Here is a 17,209-nt window from a genome sequence, read left to right as displayed (position 1 = left end):
GATGCCCCTTTCGCACCTAAGGTGATGATCATCCGGTTCGTTCCTGCGCCTTCCTGTACCGTGAGGGAAACGTAAAGAAGCGCAGGTGCGCCGGGAAGTCTGGTCGGCAACGGGTTCCGTCATGCCGTCCCACCACCCCGGAGGTGTCCTCTCGTGGCCGCGCCCCACACCACCGACCGCCGCAGCCGCACGTTCCTCGGCCTCCTCTCGCTGCCCGAACGGCGTTTCGTGGCCGACGCCCTGCGCACCGAAACGGTCGGCGGTGTCCTGCTCCTCGCGGCTGCGGTCACCGCCCTGCTGTGGGCCAACGTCCCCGCCTTCGGCGACAGCTACGAGGCAGTCAGCAGCTTCCACCTCGGCCCGGCCGCCCTCGGCCTCGACCTGTCGCTCCAGCACTGGGCGGCCGACGGCCTGCTCGCCGTCTTCTTCTTCGTCGCCGGCATCGAGCTCAAGCGCGAGCTCGTCGCGGGCGACCTGCGCGACGCCAAGGCGGCCGCCCTCCCGGTGATCGCCGCCGTCTGCGGCATGGCCGCGCCCGCGGTGGTGTACGTCCTCGTCAACACCGCGGGCGGCGGGTCGACGGACGGCTGGGCGGTCCCGACCGCCACCGACATCGCCTTCGCCCTCGCCGTCCTCGCGGTCATCGGCACCTCGCTGCCGTCCGCCCTGCGCGCCTTCCTGCTGACCCTCGCCGTCGTCGACGACCTCTTCGCGATCCTGATCATCGCGGTCTTCTTCACCGGCGACATCAGCTTCCCGCAGCTCGGCGGCGCGCTCTTCGGCCTGGTCCTGTTCTGGTTCCTGCTGCGCCGGGGCGTGCGCGGCTGGTGGGTGTACGTGCCGCTCGCCCTGGTCATCTGGGGCCTGATGTACAACAGCGGCGTCCACGCGACCATCGCCGGCGTCGCCATGGGCCTGATGCTGCGCTGCATCCGCCGGGAGGGCGAGGAGCACTCCCCCGGCGAGCACATCGAGCACCTGGTCCGCCCCCTCTCGGCCGGACTCGCCGTCCCCCTCTTCGCGCTCTTCTCCGCCGGGGTCGCCCTCTCCGGCGAAGCGATCGGGCAGGTCTTCACCCGTCCCGAGCCCCTCGGTGTCGTCCTGGGCCTGGTCGTCGGCAAGGCGGTGGGCATCTTCGGCGGCACCTGGCTGGCCGCCCGCTTCACCCGGGCCGAACTGGGCGGGGACCTGGCCTGGCCCGACGTGCTCGCCGTGGCCGCCCTCGCCGGCATCGGCTTCACGGTCTCCCTGCTGATCGGCGAGCTCGCGTTCACCGGCGACCCGGTCCTCACGGACGAGGTCAAGGCCGCCGTGCTGATCGGCTCCTTCATCGCCGCAACCGTCGCCTGCGTCCTGCTCAAGCTGCGCGACCGCACGTACCGGGCCCTCACCGAGGCCGAGGAGCGCGACGAGGACCTCGACGGCATCCCCGACGTCTACGAGGAGCACAACCCGGACTACCACCTGCGGATGGCGCGGATCCACGAGGAGAAGGCCGCGGCGCACCGCCGCAAGGCCGAGGCCGCGGCGGCCCCTTCGGCCGCCCGGCCGGCCGACGCACCGACCGCCGCGCCGACCGAAGGGGCGGCCGGGTCCAGCGGCGGCGGCGACCGTCCGGCATGATCTGAACTGACGCAGTGACCGACGGGGGACAGCCGCCGGCCGACGACAGAGGGAGAGAGCGATGACCGCAGTGGACCAAGGGGCGCAAGGAGCCGAGCGCACACTCGGCCAGCTGGTCGCCTCGGCCACGGCCGAGATGTCCGCCCTGGTGCACGACGAGATCGCCCTCGCCAAGGCGGAGCTCCGCGAGGACGTCCGGCGCGGGGCGACCGGCGGCATCTCCATCTCGATCGCCGGGGTGTTCGCCCTCTTCTCCCTGCCGGTGCTGAGCTTCGCCGCCGCATACGGGATCCACAACCTCGGGCTCGGCCTCGCCTGGTCCTTCCTCATCGTCGGCGTGGCGTTCCTGCTGCTCGCGGGCCTGCTCGCGCTGATCGCCGTGAGCAAGTTCAAGAAGGTCAAGCCTCCGGAGAGGAGCATCGCCTCCGTCAAGGAGACCGCGGCCGTCCTCCAGACCGTCAAGCCGCATCCGCGGCCGGTGAGTGACCAGGCTGTGGGTGTGGCACGCTCGTCCTCATGACAGCGACCGCACCGGACTCCAGCACCCCGCCCACCACCGCGACGGCGGTGCGCCTCGACGGCCCCTGGACGCACCGGGACGTCGCGGCCAACGGGGCCCGGTTCCACGTCGCCGAGCTCGGCGACGGGCCGCTGGTGCTGCTGCTCCACGGCTTCCCGCAGTTCTGGTGGACCTGGCGGCACCAGCTGATCGCGCTCGCCGAGGCCGGGTACCGCGCCGTCGCGATGGACCTGCGCGGCGTGGGGGGCAGCGACCGCACCCCGCGCGGCTACGACCCCGCCAACCTGGCGCTCGACGTCACGGGCGTCATCCGCTCCCTGGGCGAGCCGGACGCCGCCCTGGTGGGGCACGACCTGGGCGGGTACCTCGCCTGGACGGCGGCCGTGATGCGGCCCAAGCTGGTGCGCCGGCTCGTCGTCTCCTCCATGCCGCACCCGCGGCGCTGGCGCTCGGCCATGCTGTCGGACTTCGGACAGACCAGGGCGAGTTCGCACATCTGGGGCTTCCAGCGGCCGTTCCTCCCCGAGCGGCAGCTCGTCGCCGACGACGGGGCGCTCGTCGGGAAGCTGATCCGGGACTGGTCCGGGCCGCGGCTGCAGGAGGACGCGGCCGAGGAGGACCGGGCAGAGGAGGATCTGGCCGTGTACCGGCGGGCCATGTGCATCCCGTCCACGGCGCACTGCTCGATCGAGCCGTACCGCTGGATGATGCGCTCCATGGCGCGGCCGGACGGGCTCCAGTTCAACCGGCGGATGAAGATGCCGGTGCGGGTGCCGACCCTGCACCTGCACGGTTCGCTCGACCCGGTGATGCGGACGCGCAGCGCGGCGGGTTCCGGCGAGTACGTCGAAGCCCCGTACCGCTGGCGGCTGTTCGACGGCCTCGGGCACTTCCCGCACGAAGAGGACCCGGCCGCGTTCTCGACCGAGCTGGTGAACTGGCTCAAGGATCCGGAACCCGACCGCTGAACCACCGGCGCCCGCCCCCCGTACGGCCGCGGCCCTCTGGCGGAATGACGGACCGACTGGCTTGCGGGCATTCAATTGCCCGGCGCATAGGCCAATTGGCAGCGCCGGACGGGGTTACCGACCTTGGCGCCCGGGCACAGCTCGTTGTATGGGCTGGACGCACGACCACGGTGACACCACACACGACCACCGCCCGGCAGCGACGCCGGGCGGGCACGGGAGGACCGGCCGCGAGGGCCGCGACCCCCGACTCGGGATACCGCGCATCCTGCGCCGCCGGGCCCGCTGGGTGTCGGCGCGGCTGCGCCATCCACGCACCTAGCGGGGCCGGGGGCGGGTCCCCGAGCGTACGGGCGGGAACGCCACCGCCCGTACGGGGTCACCCGCCCGTACGGCTCACAGGGCGCAGGCCTGGCTGTCGACCCGCCGTTCGGCGGTCTTCCCGATCCGGATGTCGTCGCGGACCTCGTCCGCCGTCAGCGCGTAGCCGGTGTTCGGGTCGTCGAGGGATTTCGCGAAGACGACTCCGTACACCCTGCCGTCCGAGGTCAGCAGCGGGCCGCCCGAGTTGCCCTGGCGCACGGTCGCGTACAGCGAGTACACGTCGCGGCGAACGGTGCCCCGGTGGTAGATGTCCGGGCCGTTGGCGTTGATCCGGCCGCGGACGCGCGCCGAGCGGACGTCGTACGCGCCGTTCTCCGGGAAGCCCGCGACGATCGCGTCGCTGCCGCTCACCGCGTTCTTGTCGGCCCACTCCAGCGGCGGCGCCTTCAGCTTGGGCACGTCGAGGACGGCGATGTCGCGCTCCCAGTCGTAGAGGACGACCTTCCCGTCGTACAGCTTGCCCTCGCCGCCGATCTGCACGGTCGGCTCGGTGACGCCACCGACGACGTGCGCGTTCGTCATCACCTTGCCGGGGGCGAAGACGAAGCCGGTGCCCTCCAACACCTTGCTGCAACTGGGCGCCGTGCCCACGACCTTCACGATCGAGCGCTTGGCCGCCGCGGCGACGGGGCTCTGCGCCAGCGCCGGGTCGGGCGCGCGGACCTCGGTGATGGGCTCGTTGGAGAACGGGCTGAAGACCTGCGGGAAGCCGTTCTGGGCGAGGGTGGAGGTGAAGTCCGAGAACCAGGTGCCGGCCTGCTCGGGCAGCACCCGCGACACCCCCAGCAGCACCCTGGAGTTGCGGACCTCCTTGCCCAGCGTGGGCAGCGAAGTGCCGGCGAGCGCCGATCCGATGAGCCAGGCGACGAGCAGCATCGCGACGACGTTCACGAGCGCGCCGCCGGTGGCGTCGAGGATCCGCGCGGGCGACCACGTGATGTGGCGGCGCAGGCGGTTGCCGAGGTGGGTGGTGAAGGCCTGCCCGATGGAGGCGCAGACGATGACGACGACGACGGCGATCACCACGACCGTGGTGGACACCTTCGTGCCGTTGTCGGTCACCTTGTCCCAGATCAACGGGAGGACGGACATGGCGATGAGGCCACCGCCCAGGAAGCCGATCACCGACAGGATGCCGACGACGAAACCCTGGCGGTAGCCGACGATCGCGAACCACACGGCAGCGACCAGCAGCAGGATGTCCAGCACGTTCACGTGGGCCACCGTCTCATGCGCGCCAGTCGAGCGGGACCTGCCTCGACCGGTCCCATGGGCGCTCCCAACCTGCGAAGTGCAGCATCCGGTCGATCACTCCGGCGGTGAAACCCCAGACCAGAGCGTCGTTCACGGTGAAAGCGGGGCCCAGGTGGCCGCTGGGGTGGACAGCGGTGGCGCGGTTGGCGGGGTCAGTGAGATCGGACACGGGCACGGTGAACACGCGGGCGGTCTCGGCCGGGTCCACGGCGCCCACCGGGCTCGGCTCGCGCCACCAGCCCAGGACCGGGGTCACGACGAACTCGCTGACCGGGATGTACAGGCGCGGCAGCACCCCGAACAGCTGGACCCCGGCCGGGTCGAGCCCGGTCTCCTCCTCGGCCTCGCGCAGCGCGGCATGCAGCGGGCCGGTGGTGTGCGGGTCGCCGTCCTCCGGATCGAGGGCGCCGCCGGGGAAGGAGGGCTGACCGGGGTGGGAGCGCAGGCTGCCGGCCCGCTCCATCAGCAGCAGTTCGGGGCCGGAGGGGCCCTCGCCGAAGAGGATGAGGACCGCGGACTGGCGGCCCCGCCCGTCCTCGGGCGGCAGGAACCGGCTGAGCTGGGTCGGGCGGACCGTCCGCACGGCCTCCACGACGGGATCCAGCCAGCCGGGCAGGCCCTGGGTGCTCAGGCGCAGGTCGCGGCGGTCCGCGGAGCCCGGTCCGGTGCCGGGCCCGGCACCATGCCCGGCGCCCGGTCCGGAGCCCCATGAGGGCTCCGGACCGCAATCCTGCGCCGGTGGCGCGGCCGCCTGGGCCACTCCCGCTCGGGCCGCTCCGCTGTCGTCCTGCGCTCCGCGCGTCATAGGCACCCCTGCTCCCTGCCGTTGCTGTTGCTGTTGCCGGCACCGGCCCGACACCGTCCCGACGCCGTGACGACGCCGTCCCGACACGGGGACAACGCCGCCCCGGTCCGGATTCGTTCCACCGCGGGCCGCCGTGGGCGGCGGCCCGCGCCCTGCTCAGACCGCCGCCGGGGCTCCGCCGAGCGGCTGGGCCGGAAGGCCCGGGTAGTCCGGCGGCGGGTTCAGCCGCTGGCCCGGCTGGCCGCCCTTCTCGTACTTCAGAAGCTTCTTCGCCTTCTCCGGGTCCGTCTCGCCCTCCCCGTACGCGGGGCAGAGCGGGGCGATCGGGCAGGCGCCGCAGGCCGGTCGGCGCGCGTGGCAGATGCGGCGGCCGTGGAAGACGACGCGGTGAGAGAGCATCGTCCACTCGCCCTTGGGGAAGATCGCGCAGATCTCGGCCTCGACCTTCTCCGGGTCCTCCTGCTCGGTCCACTTCCAGCGCCGTACCAGCCGCCCGAAGTGGGTGTCCACGGTGATCCCGGGAACGCCGAACGCGTTGCCGAGCACGACGTTGGCCGTCTTGCGGCCGACGCCGGGCAGGGTCACCAGGTCCTCCAGGCGGCCCGGCACCTCCCCGCCGAAGTTGTCCCGCAGGGCCTGCGAGAGGCCGAGGAGGGCCTTGGACTTGGCCCGGAAGAACCCGGTCGGCCGGATGATCTCTTCCAGTTCCTCGGGCACGGCCGCCGCCATGTCCTCCGGGGTCGGGTACGCGGCGAAAAGGGCCGGGGTCGTCTGGTTGACCCGGAGGTCGGTGGTCTGGGCGGACAGGACGGTCGCGACCAGGAGCTCGAAGGGGTTCCGGAAGTCGAGTTCGGGATGGGCGTACGGGTAGAGCTCTGCCAGCTCCCGATTGATCCTGCGGGCGCGGCGCACCATGGCCAGCCGGGATTCCGTTTTCTTGGCCGAAGTTTTGCCCGAGGGCTTCGGCAGGCTCTTCTCGGGCTTCCCGGGCGGCCCGGGCGCCCTCTCGGGGGCATGTTCGCCCACAGCTGAATCGGCCGCGCGTGTCATTCGCGCGGACCCCTTGGCCTGTGCTCTCACCGGCTTGTTGGACACCCGGCCAGCCTAAGCCCGCCCGCCCGAACCCGCCCGGACCTCAGGTAACACCACCCCGATTGGCCTCTCGCCGCACAGCATGCCCGTCCGTCCGGCATCCTTGTGATTGATCGCACTGTTTCAGGCGTCCGGCAAAATGGGGAACACGGTCCCCTGAGCTGGTCGACATAGGAGAGAGACTCGTGGACGACGTTCTGCGGCGCGCCCCGCTCTTCGCGGCGCTCGATGACGAGCAGGCCGCGGAGCTCCGCGCCTCCATGAGCGAGGTGACTCTCGCACGCGGTGACGCCCTGTTCCACGAGGGCGACCCCGGTGACCGGCTGTACGTCGTGACCGAGGGCAAGGTGAAGCTGCACCGCACCTCCCCCGACGGCCGCGAGAACATGCTGGCCGTCCTCGGCCCCGGCGAGCTGATCGGCGAGCTCTCGCTGTTCGACCCGGGCCCGCGCACCGCCACCGCCACCGCCCTCACCGAGGTCAAGCTCCTCGGCCTGGGCCACGGTGACCTCCAGCCCTGGCTGAACGCCCGGCCCGAGGTGGCGAGCGCCCTGCTGCGCGCGGTGGCCCGCCGCCTGCGCAAGACCAACGACCAGATGTCCGACCTGGTCTTCTCCGACGTCCCGGGCCGCGTGGCCCGCGCGCTCCTGGACCTGTCGCGCCGGTTCGGCGTGCAGTCGGAGGAGGGCATCCACGTCGTGCACGACCTGACGCAGGAGGAGCTCGCCCAGCTCGTCGGCGCCTCCCGCGAGACCGTGAACAAGGCCCTGGCCGACTTCGCCGGCCGCGGCTGGCTCCGGCTGGAGGCCCGCGCGGTGATCCTGCTGGACGTGGAGCGGCTGGCCAAGCGCTCGCGCTGACGTACGCGCACGCCCGTACGCGAGAGGGGTCCTGCCCGGTGGTCCGGGCGGGGCCCCTTCGTGCCGTCACGGCCCCCGCGTGCCGCGGCGCCCCCGCGACCGGGCACAGTGGGGCCATGGAGCGTCGGGGAGTGGACACGGACGGGTACTTCGAACGGGAGGGGTCGCTCGGCCTGGTGCAGGAGGCGTTCGCGCCGGTCGTCGCCGCCGCGCGCGGCCTGATCACCGACGCGTACGGGCCCCGGCTGCACAGCGCCTACCTGTACGGCTCCGTGCCGCGCGGCACCGCCCGACCGGGGCGCTCCGACCTCGACCTGCTGCTCGCCCTGCACCACGAGCCGGCCCAGGGGGACCGGAAGGCCGCCGACGTGCTGGCGCGGACCTTGGACCGGGAGTTCGGGCAGATCGACGGGGTCGGCGTGCTGCTGTACGGCAGGGACCGGCTGCTGAGCGAGCAGGAACGGTACGACATGGGCTGGTTCCTGGCCTGCCTGTGCACCCCGCTCCTCGGCCCCGACCTGGCGGCGCAGCTGCCCCGCTACCGCCCGGACGCCCGGCTGGCCCGCGAGGCCAACGGCGGCCTGGGCGACCTCCTGCCCCGCTGGCAGGCCCGGCTGGACGAGGCGGCCACCCCCGGCGACGTCAGGCGGATCAGCCGCGGCTTCGCCCGCCACCTGGTGCGCACCGGGCTCATGCTCGTCATGCCGCGCTGGGGCGGCTGGACCAGCGACCTCACCGAGTCCGCGGAGGTCTTCGCGCGGTACTACCCGGAGCGCGCCGCACAGATGCGGGCCGCGGCCGCGGTGGCGCTGGAGCCGGTCTCCGACCCGGCCGTGCCGCGGGCGTTCGTCGAGGACCTCGGGCCGTGGCTCGCGCAGGAGTACACGGCCCGGCTGGGCAGGAAGACCCCGCGCTGAGCGCTCCGCGGGGAGGCGCGGCGGTGGACCGGAGATCGTCTGCGGCCGGCTGGTGGCCGATCGCGCAGTCCCCCGCGCCCTTCCGGGGCGCTGCTGCCGTCGGCTTCGCCGCGGCCGCTCGACCCCCGCGCCGGACCGCCCGCGGGAGCAGGGCGGGGGCGGGGGCCGGCCTCAGGCGCGGCTCAGGGCTTCCGCCAGTTCCTCGACCGAACGCTTGGCCTCGGCCAGGTCCGCCCCGGTGGCCGACCTATAGGCCTTGATCGCCTCGATCGTGCGGCCCTCGCGCAGCAGCGCCCGTACGCCCTCCAGGCCCGCCGGCTCCGGCTCCTCGATGCCCAGGTGGTCCAGGACGAGGCCCAGGCGCCGCTCCAGCCGTTCCGCCCTGCGGTCGAGCGCCTTCATGCGCAGGGTCACCGTCGAGGCGATCCACGCGGCGCAGGCGAGGAGTGCGAGCAGAAGGATCAGCGTGTTCATTCGGGTCCCCCCGGGATCAGTCCGTGATCTTGAAGGTACTCCAGTTGGGCTCGTACGGACCATTCGGCGGCGGGCCACAGGGAGCGGTCGACGTCCGCGTAGACCTGGGCGACGACCTCCTGCGGCGTGGTGTAGCCGTTCTCGACGGCGGTCTCGACCTGGGCGAGCCGGTGCGCGCGGTGCGCGAGGTAGAACTCCACCGCCCCCTGCGCGTCGTCCAGCACCGGGCCGTGGCCGGGCAGCACCGTGTGCACGCCGTCGTCGACCGTCAGGGAGCGCAGCCGGCGCAGCGAGTCGAGGTAGTCGCCGAGGCGCCCGTCGGGGTGGGCGACGACGGTGGTGCCGCGGCCGAGGATCGTGTCGCCGGTCAGGACGGCCCGGTCGGCGGGCAGGTGGAAGCAGAGCGAGTCGGAGGTGTGCCCGGGGGTGGGGACCACCCGCAGCTCCAGGCCGCCGGTGCGGATCACGTCCCCGGCGGCCAGCCCCTCGTCGCCGAGGCGCAGGGCCGGGTCCAGGGCGCGGACCTTGGTGCCGGTGAGCTCGGCGAAGCGGCCGGCGCCCTCGGCGTGGTCGGGGTGGCCGTGGGTGAGGAGGGTCAGCCCGATGCGCTTGCCGGCGCGCTCGGCGGTCTCGACGACCGCGCGCAGGTGCGCCTCGTCCAGCGGGCCGGGGTCGATGACGACGGCGAGGTCGGAGCCGGGCTCGGAGACGAGCCAGGTGTTGGTGCCGTCAAGGGTCATGGCCGAGGCGTTCGGGGCCAGGATGTTGGTGGCGCGGGCGGTGGCCGGTCCGGAGGAGACCACTCCGCGCGGCTGTCCGGGCAGGGCTGCGGCATCGCTCACGACTCGCCTCCGAACGCGACGCGCTTGGTGAACTCGTCGTGGCCGGGCCAGCTGAGCACCACCTCGCCGTTCTCCAGCGCGGCCTGCGCCAGTACGGGTTCCAGGTCCTGCCCGGCGGCCGCGGCGAGGGCGTCGGCGGCGCTCCGGTACGGCTCCAGGGACCGCAGGGTGGAGATGGTGGGCGGCATCATCAGCAGCTCGCCCTTGTCGTAGCCGTCCGCGGCGTCGGCGGGGCGGATCCAGACGGTCCGGTCGGCTTCGGTGGAGGCGTTGCGGGTGCGCTGGCCCTCGGGGAGGGCGGCGACGAAGAACCAGGTGTCGTAGCGGCGCGGCTCGAACTCCGGGGTGATCCAGCGGGCCCACGCGCCGAGCAGGTCGGAGCGCAGCCGCAGGCCGCGGCGTTCGAGGAAGGCGGCGAAGGACAGCTCGCGGGCGACGAGGGCCTGCCGGTCGGCCTCCCAGTCCTCGCCGGTGGTGTCCCCGACGACGGTGTCGGCGGTCTCGCCCGCGAGGAGCACGCCCGCCTCTTCGAAGGTCTCGCGGACGGCCCCGCAGACGATGGCCTGGGCGGTGCGGGCGTCGGTGCCGAGGCGGGCCGCCCAGGTGTCCCGGTCGGGTCCGGCCCAGCCGACGAGGCGGTCCTCGTCGCGCGGGTCGACGGCGCCGCCGGGGTAGGCGTACGCGCCGCCGGCGAAGGCCATGGAGGCCCGCCGGCGCAGCATGTGCACGACAGGGCCGGCCGCGGTGTCCTTCAGCAGCATCACGGTGGCGGCCCGTCTGGGCTCCACCGGTGTGAGGGAGCCGTCAGAGAGAGCGCGGATCCGGTCGGGCCACTCCGGCGGGTACCACTGCCCTCCGGCGGGGGTGGCTCCGTGTGTCTGCTGCTGTCCCTGCTCACCGTTGGGCATGCCCGGATGCTACGGGCATCCGGCCCGATGTTCGAGAGCTGCCTGCCGCGGGCGGGCCCGCGCGCCGTGCACGGCCGGCGTACGGGCCCGGCAGGGCCCCGGGGATCCGTCGGGAGCCCCGGGTGCGTCCGGAGCCGGTCAGGCCCCGGGCAGCAGCTCGACCTGGAACTCGACCTCGACCGGGGCGTCGAGCGGGAGCACCGCCACGCCGACCGCGCTGCGGGCGTGGACGCCCTTCTCGCCGAGCACCTCGCCGAGGAGCTCGCTCGCGCCGTTGAGGACGGCGGGCTGGCCCGTGAAGTCGGGGGCCGAGGCGATGAAGCCGACCACCTTCACGACGCGGGCGATCCGGTCGAGGTCGCCCACGACGGACTTCACGGCGGCCAGGGCGTTCAGCGCGCAGATCCCGGCGAGTTCCTTGGCCTGCTCGGGCGAGACCTCGGCGCCGACCTTGCCGGTGACCGGCAGGCTGCCCTTGACCATCGGGAGCTGGCCCGCGGTGAAGACGTAGTTGCCCGAGCGGACGGCCGGCTGGTACGCGGCCAGCGGCGCGGCGACCTCGGGGAGGGTCAGGCCGAGCTCGGCCAGCTTCGCTTCGACGGCGCCGCTCATGCCTTCTTCTCCCGCTTGAGGTAGGCCACGAGCTGCTCGGGGTTGTTCGGGCCGGGCACGACCTGGACGAGCTCCCAGCCGTCCTCGCCCCAGGTGTCCAGGATCTGCTTGGTGGCGTGGACCAGCAGCGGGACCGTCGCGTATTCGAACTTCTTGGTCATGGGGGCGAGCGTATCGCCTGTCGCGCCGGGAAAACGCCCGGCCGGAGCCCGGCGGCGGCTCTGCGGGACCACGGCGGGACCACGGCGCGACCGCCGCGGCCGGGCCCCGGCTCCGGCCGGGGGGAGAGGCTCCTGCGCGGCGCGAGGGCCGAGTGGTTAGGCTCAAGGGCTGTGAGCAGGCTCCAGGTGGTCAGCGGCAAGGGCGGAACCGGAAAGACCACGGTTGCCGCGGCACTCGCGCTCGCCCTCGCACGCGAGGGCAGGCGGACGCTTCTGGTGGAGGTCGAGGGCAGGCAGGGGATCGCACAGCTCTTCGGGACGGAGGAGCTCCCGTACGAGGAGCGCCGGATCGCCGTGGCCCCGGGCGGCGGGGAGGTGTTCGCGCTCGCCATCGACGCGGAGCGGGCGCTGTTGGACTACCTCCAGATGTTCTACAAGCTCGGCTCGGCGGGCCGTGCGCTGAAGAAGCTCGGCGCCATCGACTTCGCGACGACGATCGCGCCCGGGCTGCGGGACGTGCTGCTGACGGGCAAGGCGTGCGAGGCGGTGCGCCGCAAGGACAAGGCCGGCCGGTACGTGTACGACCACGTGGTCATGGACGCGCCGCCGACGGGCCGGATCACCCGCTTCCTGAACGTCAACGACGAGGTGGCGGGGCTCGCCCGGTTCGGGCCGATCCACAACCAGGCGCAGGCCGTGATGAAGGTGCTCAAGTCACCCGAGACGGCGGTCCACTTGGTGACACTGCTGGAGGAGATGCCCGTCCAGGAGACCGCCGACGGGATCGCCGAGCTGGTGGAGGCCGGGCTTCCGGTGGGGCGGGTCGTGGTGAACATGGTCCGGCCGCACCATCTGGACGAGGAGGCGCTGCGGGCCGCGGGCAACGAGCACCGCGCCGGCGTGGCCCGGGCGCTGTCCCGGGCGGGCCTCGGTGGTGCCCGGGACGGCGGGGAGGCGGAGCGGCTGGTGGAGCCGCTGCTCGCGCAGGCCGCCGAACATGCGAGCCGGGTGGAGCTGGAGCGCGCCCAGCGGGCCGTGCTGCGGGAGCTGAAGGTGCCGACGTACGAACTCCCGCTGCTCGGCGCGGGGATGGAACTGGCCGGGCTGTACGAGCTGGCCTCGGAGCTGCGGAAACAGGCGGGCGAGGAATGAGTGAGGCTGTGGGCGCGTCGCCGTCGCCGGAGCTGTCCGTGGACCGGCTGCTGGACGACCGCGACACCCGGATCATCGTGTGCTGCGGCGCGGGCGGGGTCGGCAAGACCACGACCGCCGCCGCCCTGGGCCTGCGGGCGGCGGAGCGGGGCCGGAAGGTGGTCGTGCTGACCATCGACCCGGCGCGCCGACTGGCCCAGTCGATGGGGATCGACTCCCTCGACAACACCCCGCGCCGGGTCTCCGGCGTGGCCGGCGACGGCGGTGAACTGCACGCCATGATGCTGGACATGAAGCGGACCTTCGACGAGATCGTCGAGGCGCACGCGGACCGGGAGCGGGCCGGGGCGATCCTGGCCAACCCCTTCTACCAGTCCCTGTCGGCCGGCTTCGCGGGCACGCAGGAGTACATGGCGATGGAGAAGCTGGGGCAGCTGCGGGCCCGGGACGACTGGGACCTGATCGTGGTGGACACCCCGCCGAGCCGGTCGGCGCTGGACTTCCTCGACGCGCCGAAGCGGCTCGGGTCGTTCCTGGACGGCAAGTTCATCCGGGTGCTGATGGCTCCGGCGAAGGTCGGCGGCCGGGCGGGGATGAAGTTCCTGAACGTCGGCATGTCGCTGATGACGGGCACCCTCAGCAAACTGATGGGGGCTTCGCTGCTGAAGGACGTGCAGACGTTCGTGGCGGCGATGGACACGATGTTCGGCGGTTTCCGCACCCGCGCGGACGCGACGTTCCGACTGCTGCAGGCTCCGGGGACGGCCTTCCTGGTGGTGGCGGCCCCCGAACCGGACGCGCTGCGCGAGGCCGCGTACTTCGTGGAGCGGCTCGCCGCAGAGCGGATGCCGCTGGCCGGGCTCGTCCTGAACCGCGTGCACGGCAGCGGCGCCGACGGGCTGTCCGCCGAGCGGGCCCTGGCCGCCGCAGACAATCTTGGGCGGGGCGGCATTGTGGATCAGGAGGCCGGGAAAGCTGGACTTCGTGACTCGGCCGCAGAAGACGTGCATGAAGACGTGCATGCGGAACCGGGCCCGGTGGCGGGCTCGGACGCCGGCGCGGGCTCGGACGCGGAAGCGGACGAGATCGCGGCAGGACTGCTTCGCCTGCACGCCGAGCGCATGCAGGTGATCGCGCGCGAACAGCGCACGCGCGACCGGTTCACGTCACGGCACCCAGAGGTGGCGGTGACCGAGGTGGCCGCCCTGCCCGGCGATGTGCACGACCTCGCCGGGCTGCGGGCCATCGGAGAACGACTCGCGGCCGGGGTTCCGGCCGGAGCGTAGGCGACCGTACGGCGACGGGTGTACGCGGGACGGCAGGGGATCTACCCGGCCGCCGCGTACGTCTCGTACGGGACGTCCATCTCCGCATCGACATCCACGGTGAGGATGCCCGTGCTGCGTTCGTACTCCATGCGGGCGGTCTCGAGCAGCCGCCGCCACGAGGTGACGGTGGGACGCCGGCGCAGCAACGCGCGACGCTCCCGCTCGGTCATTCCACCCCACACGCCGAACTCGACACGATTGTCGAGCGCGTCGGCCAGGCACTCGGTCCGCACCGGACACCCGGTGCACACCGCCTTGGCCCTGTTCTGTGCCGCTCCTTGAACGAACAGTTCATCCGGATCGGTAGTGCGGCAGGCTGCCTGCGCACTCCAGTCGGTTACCCAGCCCATCCCGGCGCCGTCCTCTCCCGAATCGAGGCTCCCCCACGGCGGTAGCGGCATATTCACCGCTGCCAGTTGAGGACGTTACGGAAGGCGGGGACGGCGCAACACCCCCGACGGGCCCAATCTTGAATGGCCCGAACGGACTATGGGTAAGCGGCAGATCACCCGACGGAGTGATCGGACGACATGCCGGACCATTCCGGCGACTCGGATGAATCGGCGGACTCGGGACGAGCATCCGTCAGAGCGAGCGGCGATATTCGGACATGAGTTCACCCCATTCGGGAAGGGTGAAAATCAAGCCGAGGGGTTGATGTCACACCGCACTGCTGTGACAGTTGGGGACAGCTTAGGCCAAGGCATTCGCGCGTGTCCGGTGAATGGGAAGGTAGGCCCCACGCGTTGTCGTGCCGTCAAGTCCCGGGGATGCGGCCTGCGAGCACAGCGCATCGCAGAGGCGCCGGTGCCACTCGTTTGCGCCAGCAGCGGGCTTGCCGGCCGTCACGGGCTCCGGGCCACCCGGCTGCATTGGATGTCACGGTCTGGTACTCGAACGCTCCGAGGAGCCCCTGCTCCCGCGGAACGCCACTCACGACGGATTAGTCTTCCCTCCATGGGAAAGAAGCGCTCGGGCGCCGGGCTCACCGGGCCGCAGCAGGCCGCCAAGTTCCTCGGGCTGTCCGTTCTCGCCGGAGTCGTTCTGGCAGGCATCGCCATCCCGGGCGCCGGCGCCCTCGGGCTGGCCGCCAAGGGCACAGTAGAGGGATTCGACGAGATCCCGGCCAATCTCAAGACCCCGCCGCTCAGCCAGCGCACCACGATCCTGGACGCCGAGGGTGGGCTGATCGCCACGGTGTACTCGCGTGACCGGCAGGTGGTCCCGCTCACGGCCATCTCGCCGTACATGCAGAAGGCGATCGTCGCGATCGAGGACTCGCGCTTCTACGAGCACGGCGCCGTCGACCTCAAGGGCATCCTGCGCGCGGTGAACCGCAACGCGCAGGAGGGCGGCGCCGCCCAGGGCGCCTCGACGCTCACCCAGCAGTACGTGAAGAACGTCTTCGTCGAGGAGGCGGGCGACGACGAGACGAAGGTGCGCGAGGCGCAGGAGAAGAGCCTCGGGCGCAAGATCCGCGAGCTGAAGTTCTCGATCCAGGTCGAGGAGGAGCTCGGGAAGAAGAAGATCCTCGAGAACTACCTGAACATCACGTACTTCGGCCAGCAGGCGTACGGCATCGAGTCCGCGTCCCAGCGCTACTTCAGCAAGCCGGCCAAGGACCTCACCCTGGACGAGTCGGCCCTGCTCGCCGGCCTCGTGCAGTCGCCCAGCCGGTACGACCCGGTGAACGACAGCCAGGAGGCGATGAAGCGCCGCAACGTCGTCCTCCAGCGGATGGCCGATGTCAAGGACATCTCGCAGGCCGAGGCGGACGAGGCGAAGAAGAAGCCGGTCCAGCTGAAGGTGACCCGGCCCAAGAACGGCTGCATCACGGCCGTCAAGGGCGCGGGCTTCTTCTGCGACTACGTGCGCAACACGTTCCTGACCGACCCGGTGTTCGGCAAGACCCGCGAGGAGCGGGCCAAGCTGTGGAACCGGGGCGGCCTGACCGTCCGTACGACGCTGGACCCGCAGTCGCAGGACTCCGTCAACGAGTCGATCAAGGACCACGTCAGCCAGGACGACAAGGTCGCCACGGCCGTCACCCTGGTACAGCCCGGCACCGGCCGCGTCGTCGCCATGGGGCAGTCCAAGCCGTACGGCTTCAGCAGGAACGAGACGCAGATCAACTTCTCCGTGGACAAGCGGATGGGCGGATCCAGCTTCGGCTTCCCGACCGGCTCGACCTTCAAGCCGTTCGTCGCGGCCGCGGCCCTGGAGGAGGGCATCTCCCCCGGCCGGGTGTACTCCTCGCCGTACCAGATGGAGTACCCGAGCCCGGTGCGGACCTGCGGCGACAAGCCCTGGGTCAACACCGCCCACGAGCGCCTGGAGAACGAGCAGGAGTCCGAGGTCGGCCCGTACGGCATGAACCAGGCGATGGCCAAGTCGGTCAACACCTACTTCGTGCAGATGATCACGGAGACCGGCGTGTGCCCGGTCACCGAGATGACCACCAAGCTCGGTGTGATCCCGGCCGACGGCACCAAGCTCCCCGAGGTCCCGGCCATCGCGCTCGGCACCGAGGGCATGTCGCCGCTGACCATGGCCAACGCGTACGCGACCTTCGCCAACCGCGGCACGTACTGCACCCCCGTCTCCATCGAGTCCATCACCGACGCCCACGGCAAGGCGCTGTCCGTGCCGAAGTCCAAGTGCGAGCGGGTGATGTCGGAGCGGACCGCCGACACCATCAACAGCCTGCTGCTCGGCGTGGTCGACTCCGGTACGGGTACGGCGGCGGGCCTGACCGACCGGCAGAACGCGGGCAAGACCGGCACCACCGACAGCCGCTACAACGCCTGGTTCGTCGGGTACACGCCGAACATGTCCGGCGCGACCTGGGTCGGCTCCGGCGGCTCCAAGCAGGTGTCGATGGAGAACATCACCATCGGCGGCCAGTACTACGACAAGGTGTACGGCGGCGGGCTCCCCGGCCCGATCTGGAAGCAGGCCGTCAGCGGGGCCCTCGCCGGACGCGAGGCCCCGAGCTTCGTCACGGTCGGCCTCCCCGACACCGGGAACCCCGGCGGCACCGGCAAGCCCACCCCGCCGACGACCAATCCGACGAAGCCCAACAAGCCCGGCAAGCCCGGCAAGCCGGGCGGCGACAGCAAGCCCGGCACCACGACCACGGGCGGCACCACCACCGGCGCCACGACGGGCGGGAACACCACGCCGACGAACCCGTTCCCCGAGATCACCCTGGAACCGGGCGTGATCGGCGGCCGCGACGGGCAGGAGCCTGTCTCGTATACACATCGGACGCTGCCGACGACGCGCGCGGTGTAGGTAGGGGGGGGTGGC

Annotated in this window: 17 protein-coding genes; 8 read left to right on the top strand and 9 right to left on the bottom strand. The window is 72.2% G+C overall.

The genetic code is table 11. The annotated features are described in order from the left end of the window. Positions 1 to 153: 153 nt before the first annotated feature. The 3 genes from nhaA (at position 154) to HYE82_RS13330 (ending at position 3,111) form a co-directional block, all read left to right on the top strand. On the top strand, positions 154 to 1,623 hold the full coding sequence (gene nhaA / locus HYE82_RS13340) for a Na+/H+ antiporter NhaA (protein WP_179174229.1): 1,470 nt from the start codon (positions 154 to 156) through the stop codon (positions 1,621 to 1,623). A 61-nt stretch (positions 1,624 to 1,684) separates the two neighbouring features. Continuing rightward, a complete protein-coding gene (locus HYE82_RS13335) occupies positions 1,685 to 2,143 on the top strand; it encodes a phage holin family protein (protein WP_179174228.1) in 459 nt (152 codons plus the stop codon). Continuing rightward, positions 2,140 to 3,111, top strand: coding sequence for an alpha/beta fold hydrolase (locus HYE82_RS13330; protein WP_179174227.1), 972 nt, complete (start codon positions 2,140 to 2,142; stop codon positions 3,109 to 3,111). The genes HYE82_RS13335 and HYE82_RS13330 overlap by 4 nt, the downstream gene beginning before the upstream one ends. 396 nt (positions 3,112 to 3,507) lie before the next feature. Here the strand turns inward: HYE82_RS13330 and HYE82_RS13325 are convergent, their stop codons facing one another. From HYE82_RS13325 to nth, 3 genes are all read right to left on the bottom strand, one after another. After that, on the bottom strand, positions 3,508 to 4,710 hold the full coding sequence (locus HYE82_RS13325) for a MarP family serine protease (protein ID WP_179174226.1): 1,203 nt from the start codon (positions 4,708 to 4,710) through the stop codon (positions 3,508 to 3,510). Between the two features lie 13 nt (positions 4,711 to 4,723). Beyond that, positions 4,724 to 5,554 carry a CoA pyrophosphatase gene (locus HYE82_RS13320; protein ID WP_179174225.1) on the bottom strand — a complete coding sequence of 277 codons (831 nt, stop codon included), beginning with the start codon at positions 5,552 to 5,554 and terminating at the stop codon, positions 4,724 to 4,726. 156 nt (positions 5,555 to 5,710) lie between these two features. Next, entirely contained in the window at positions 5,711 to 6,604 is an 894-nt protein-coding gene (nth, locus tag HYE82_RS13315; RefSeq protein ID WP_179174224.1) for an endonuclease III, read from the bottom strand. Positions 6,605 to 6,831: 227 nt separating this feature from the next. Between nth and HYE82_RS13310 the strand changes: the two genes are divergently transcribed. Both HYE82_RS13310 and HYE82_RS13305 read left to right on the top strand, forming a co-directional pair. Further along, entirely contained in the window at positions 6,832 to 7,506 is a 675-nt protein-coding gene (locus HYE82_RS13310) for a Crp/Fnr family transcriptional regulator (protein WP_010473292.1), read from the top strand. A gap of 116 nt (positions 7,507 to 7,622) precedes the next feature. Beyond that, positions 7,623 to 8,423 carry a nucleotidyltransferase domain-containing protein gene (locus HYE82_RS13305; RefSeq protein WP_179174223.1) on the top strand — a complete coding sequence of 267 codons (801 nt, stop codon included), beginning with the start codon at positions 7,623 to 7,625 and terminating at the stop codon, positions 8,421 to 8,423. 171 nt (positions 8,424 to 8,594) lie between these two features. Here the strand turns inward: HYE82_RS13305 and HYE82_RS13300 are convergent, their stop codons facing one another. The 5 genes from HYE82_RS13300 to HYE82_RS13280 form a co-directional block, all read right to left on the bottom strand. Next, a complete protein-coding gene (locus HYE82_RS13300) occupies positions 8,595 to 8,897 on the bottom strand; it encodes a hypothetical protein (RefSeq protein ID WP_179174222.1) in 303 nt (100 codons plus the stop codon). Further along, complete coding sequence (locus HYE82_RS13295) at positions 8,894 to 9,739, bottom strand: MBL fold metallo-hydrolase (protein ID WP_179174221.1); 846 nt, start codon at positions 9,737 to 9,739, stop codon at positions 8,894 to 8,896. The genes HYE82_RS13300 and HYE82_RS13295 overlap by 4 nt, the downstream gene beginning before the upstream one ends. Then, entirely contained in the window at positions 9,736 to 10,647 is a 912-nt protein-coding gene (locus tag HYE82_RS13290; protein WP_179174220.1) for an NUDIX hydrolase, read from the bottom strand. Before HYE82_RS13290 ends, HYE82_RS13295 begins: the two co-directional genes overlap by 4 nt. A 138-nt stretch (positions 10,648 to 10,785) precedes the next feature. Then, complete coding sequence (locus HYE82_RS13285) at positions 10,786 to 11,259, bottom strand: RidA family protein (RefSeq protein ID WP_179174219.1); 474 nt, start codon at positions 11,257 to 11,259, stop codon at positions 10,786 to 10,788. Next, positions 11,256 to 11,420 (bottom strand): DUF4177 domain-containing protein, encoded by a 165-nt coding sequence (locus tag HYE82_RS13280; protein WP_179174218.1) that lies wholly within the window; start codon positions 11,418 to 11,420, stop codon positions 11,256 to 11,258. Before HYE82_RS13280 ends, HYE82_RS13285 begins: the two co-directional genes overlap by 4 nt. A 171-nt stretch (positions 11,421 to 11,591) precedes the next feature. On the opposite strand from HYE82_RS13280, the gene HYE82_RS13275 reads away from it, so the two are divergent. Further along, complete coding sequence (locus tag HYE82_RS13275; protein ID WP_179174217.1) at positions 11,592 to 12,572, top strand: ArsA-related P-loop ATPase; 981 nt, start codon at positions 11,592 to 11,594, stop codon at positions 12,570 to 12,572. Next, complete coding sequence (locus HYE82_RS13270) at positions 12,569 to 13,858, top strand: ArsA family ATPase (protein WP_179174216.1); 1,290 nt, start codon at positions 12,569 to 12,571, stop codon at positions 13,856 to 13,858. Before HYE82_RS13275 ends, HYE82_RS13270 begins: the two co-directional genes overlap by 4 nt. Positions 13,859 to 13,899: 41 nt before the next feature. Here HYE82_RS13270 and HYE82_RS13265 read toward each other — a convergent pair whose 3' ends face one another. Continuing rightward, complete coding sequence (locus HYE82_RS13265; RefSeq protein ID WP_179174215.1) at positions 13,900 to 14,250, bottom strand: WhiB family transcriptional regulator; 351 nt, start codon at positions 14,248 to 14,250, stop codon at positions 13,900 to 13,902. Between the two features lie 607 nt (positions 14,251 to 14,857). Between HYE82_RS13265 and HYE82_RS13260 the strand changes: the two genes are divergently transcribed. Further along, positions 14,858 to 17,194 carry a transglycosylase domain-containing protein gene (locus tag HYE82_RS13260; RefSeq protein ID WP_179174214.1) on the top strand — a complete coding sequence of 779 codons (2,337 nt, stop codon included), beginning with the start codon at positions 14,858 to 14,860 and terminating at the stop codon, positions 17,192 to 17,194. Positions 17,195 to 17,209 lie beyond the last annotated feature (15 nt).

Origin of the sequence: Streptomyces sp. BR123, assembly GCF_013401435.1 — a bacterium.
GTDB lineage: Bacteria > Actinomycetota > Actinomycetes > Streptomycetales > Streptomycetaceae > Streptomyces.
The sequence above is the reverse complement of the archived record's forward strand: the minus strand, read 5'-3'. Positions and strand labels throughout refer to the sequence as shown.

What these genes read in the sequence shown, in the direction of transcription:
- HYE82_RS13320 (WP_179174225.1), bottom strand. Translation starts at nt 5,554, where the DNA reads ATGACGCGCGGAGCGCAGGACGACAGCGGAGCGGCCCGAGCGGGAGTG.
- HYE82_RS13280 (WP_179174218.1), bottom strand. Translation starts at nt 11,420, where the DNA reads ATGACCAAGAAGTTCGAATACGCGACGGTCCCGCTGCTGGTCCACGCC.
- HYE82_RS13260 (WP_179174214.1), top strand. Translation starts at nt 14,858, where the DNA reads ATGGGAAAGAAGCGCTCGGGCGCCGGGCTCACCGGGCCGCAGCAGGCC.
- HYE82_RS13300 (WP_179174222.1), bottom strand. Translation starts at nt 8,897, where the DNA reads ATGAACACGCTGATCCTTCTGCTCGCACTCCTCGCCTGCGCCGCGTGG.
- HYE82_RS13335 (WP_179174228.1), top strand. Translation starts at nt 1,685, where the DNA reads ATGACCGCAGTGGACCAAGGGGCGCAAGGAGCCGAGCGCACACTCGGC.
- HYE82_RS13285 (WP_179174219.1), bottom strand. Translation starts at nt 11,259, where the DNA reads ATGAGCGGCGCCGTCGAAGCGAAGCTGGCCGAGCTCGGCCTGACCCTC.
- HYE82_RS13265 (WP_179174215.1), bottom strand. Translation starts at nt 14,250, where the DNA reads ATGGGCTGGGTAACCGACTGGAGTGCGCAGGCAGCCTGCCGCACTACC.
- HYE82_RS13330 (WP_179174227.1), top strand. Translation starts at nt 2,140, where the DNA reads ATGACAGCGACCGCACCGGACTCCAGCACCCCGCCCACCACCGCGACG.
- HYE82_RS13305 (WP_179174223.1), top strand. Translation starts at nt 7,623, where the DNA reads ATGGAGCGTCGGGGAGTGGACACGGACGGGTACTTCGAACGGGAGGGG.
- HYE82_RS13290 (WP_179174220.1), bottom strand. Translation starts at nt 10,647, where the DNA reads ATGCCCAACGGTGAGCAGGGACAGCAGCAGACACACGGAGCCACCCCC.
- nth (WP_179174224.1), bottom strand. Translation starts at nt 6,604, where the DNA reads ATGACACGCGCGGCCGATTCAGCTGTGGGCGAACATGCCCCCGAGAGG.
- HYE82_RS13270 (WP_179174216.1), top strand. Translation starts at nt 12,569, where the DNA reads ATGAGTGAGGCTGTGGGCGCGTCGCCGTCGCCGGAGCTGTCCGTGGAC.